Here is a 2,915-nt window from a genome sequence, read left to right on the forward strand (position 1 = left end):
GCGGCTACTGCTCGGCGACCGCGAGTCGCTCGCCGCCATGGCGGCCGGTGCGGTCCCGCCCACCGCAGGAGCCCCCGCCATCGAGCACACCGCCGTCGAACCTCCCGCCAACGGCCATCCGTTGCCGCGCACCGACCAGGCCCCGCCCGCCACCGTCCCGGTCCCCGCGCCCGCGGCCGGGGAGGGCCCGCCCGCCGGACGGCTCGGCCCCTTCCTCACCAACGGGCAGGCCGGCGAACAGCTGGCCCTGCTGAACGAGGTCGGCGGCAAGGTCGGCACCACGCTGGACCTCGGCTTCACCGCCCACGAGCTGTGCCAGGTGCTGGTCCCCCGGATCGCCGACTTCGCCTGCGTGGACCTGGTGGACGGGCTGATCTCGGACTCCGAGCTGCCCGCCGCCCGCCCGGACGACGACACCATGCTGCGCCGGGTCGCCCTGGTCTACAACGAGACCGGCGGCGCCTGGGACCACGTGCTCTCCGAGGGCTCGCTGGTCAGCATGCCCCGCCGCACCCCGCCCGGGATGGCCCTGCAGCTGAACCAGCCGGTGCTGGTCCCGGTGGTCAGCCCGGACGTGGCGGTCGACTACGCGATCGCGCTCGGCGGCGCCCGGCTGGCCCCGGTGGTCACCGGCCGCTCGATGCTGGTCGTCCCGCTCTCCGCCCGCGGCACCGTGCTCGGCATCCTCAAGCTGCTGCGGCTGCCGGACCGCGCCCGGTTCGACGAGGGCGACGCCGCGACCTTCAAGGAGCTGGCCGCCCGCGCCGCGCTGTCGCTGGACAACGCCCGGCTGCACCGCGCCGAGGCGCGGGTCGCCACCACCCTGCAGCGCTCGATGATCCCGACCCGCCCGCCGCAGATCCCCGGCGTGCAGATCGCCCACCGCTACCTGCCCGGCGACCCCAAGGCCGAGGTCGGCGGCGACTGGTTCGACGCGATCCAGCTGCCCGGCAGCCGGGTCGCCCTGGTGGTCGGCGACGTGATGGGCCACGGCCTGCACTCGGCGGCCGCGATGGGCCGCTTCCGCACCGCCATGCAGACCCTCGCCGCCCTGGACCTGCCACCCGGCCAGCTGCTGCGCCACCTGGACAACCTGGCCCACAAGCTCGGCGACGACCACCTCGCGACCTGCCTGTACGCGGTCTACGACCCGATCAACCGGACCTGCGAGCTGGCCAGCGCCGGCCACGTCCCGCCGGTCCTGGTGCACCCGGACGGCAGCGGCGAGCTGCTGGAGATCCCGGCCGGCGCGCCGATCGGCGTCGGCGGGGTGCCGTTCGTCGCCAAGACCATCGACGTCTCGGACGGCTCGATGCTGGTGCTCTGCACCGACGGCCTGGTCGAGGTCCGGGGCGGGGACATAGGGGCCGGCCTGGCCGCGCTCTGCGGCAATCTGATCGACCCCCGGCAGAGCCCCGAGCAGGCCTGCGACGAGGTGCTGCGACGGCTGCACTCGGACGACCGCAAGGACGACGTCGCCCTGCTGGTGGCCCGCTTCGACGGGGTCGCCCCGTCCGAGGTGGCCACCTGGGACCTCGCCGTGGACCACCGCGAGGTCGGCCGGGCCCGCTCGCTGGTGCGCGAGCAGCTGGCCGGCTGGCACCTGGAGGCGCTCAGCGACACCACCGAACTGCTGGTCAGCGAACTGGTGACGAACGCCGTCCGGGTCGCCCGGGACACCGTGAAGCTCCAGCTGATCCGGGTGGACAAACTGCTCGTCGAGGTCAGCGACGACAATCACAACCTGCCCTCGCTGGAGCCGGCCGAGCAACTGGGCGAGACCGGTCGCGGCCTCACCCTGGTCACCAAGCTCGCCGAACGCTGGGGCACCGCCCGCAAGGCGGTGGGCAAGGTCGTCTGGTTCGAGCTCCCGCTCCCGCACGCCTGACGGCCGCGCCGACGGCCGCCGGGCGCCGAACGGCCGCGTACGGGCACCCGTACGCGGCCGGTGGAACGTCGTCGGCACCCGTCAGGGGATGACGGCGCCCGCCGAGCGGCGCCGCCGGGCCTCCACCGCGACCTCCCGCGAGGCGGCCGCGGCCACCGAGGCGGCGGCGCCGACCCCGGCCAGCACCCTCGGCCAGAAGTCCCCGAAGACCTCGACCGAGACGGCGATCAGCAGCGCGGTGACCACCGCGACCACGTGCTCCAGGCCGGCCAGGTTCGGCAGCACCACCGCCTCGCCGATCATCACCGCCACCACCAGGCCGCCGGTGAACCAGGCCCGGCAGCGGAACGCGATGCAGATCGCCAGCGCCACCACCGCGGCCGAGGGCCCGGTGTCCCGCACGTAGGCGACCCACTTCGGGAAGCCGAACAGGTGGTGCGGCCCGATCGCCACGCCGACCCGGGCGAACAGCGTGCCCGCCAGGGTGCAGGTGTAGGCGACCACCAGGGTCATCCGCCGGCCGAGCACGATCTCGGCGATCGCGAAGACCACGAAGACCTGGGCCAGCGCCCCCCAGACCGGAAGGTCCAGCGCCGGCACGTACAGCGAGAGCGGGGTCCGCAGCAGCGAGACGTCCAGCGGCAGCGCCGCCCGCACCACCCCGATGTTGTTGACGAAACGCTCTCCGCCCGGCAGGTGCTGGACGATGCTGAACAGCAGGATCAGAAACGTCGCGACCGTGGCCAGCGGAACGGCGGCGAACTTCTTTCGCACCACCGTGTCCCGGACCGTCGCGAACAACGTTCCCCACTCGGCGACAGCGGCCGATCCGGCGATTGCCAGCGGCCCCTTTCGCACGCCCCCCGCGTGGGTCCTGTGAATCACAACTTTCTCCGAATCCCCGAACTCTCGACTACTCCAACATTAGAAGCCTCTTGACAAAGCCACATCGGCACGGATGTGGAGCGGGGTCATCCTCTGGGGGGAGGCAATCCCCCCATCGGCCCCCCATTTCGACCGACCGGCC

At 73.4% G+C, this 2,915-nt stretch carries 2 protein-coding genes; one reads left to right on the forward strand and one right to left on the reverse strand.

Annotated features, from left to right (window positions below; all coding sequences use genetic code 11):
- Window positions 1–1,888, forward strand: a 1,888-nt coding sequence (locus tag ACIQOV_RS35420; protein WP_401054940.1) for a SpoIIE family protein phosphatase, incomplete at its 5' end; no start/stop codon positions are given.
- Between the two features lie 81 nt (window positions 1,889–1,969).
- On the opposite strand, the gene ACIQOV_RS35425 is transcribed toward ACIQOV_RS35420, so the two are convergent.
- Window positions 1,970–2,662 carry a hypothetical protein gene (locus ACIQOV_RS35425; protein ID WP_401054941.1) on the reverse strand — a complete coding sequence of 231 codons (693 nt, stop codon included), beginning with the start codon at window positions 2,660–2,662 and terminating at the stop codon, window positions 1,970–1,972.
- Between the last annotated feature and the right edge of the window lie 253 nt (window positions 2,663–2,915).

Source organism: Kitasatospora sp. NPDC091257, assembly GCF_044757675.1.
In the GTDB taxonomy this organism is placed as follows: domain Bacteria; phylum Actinomycetota; class Actinomycetes; order Streptomycetales; family Streptomycetaceae; genus Kitasatospora; species Kitasatospora lactacystinica.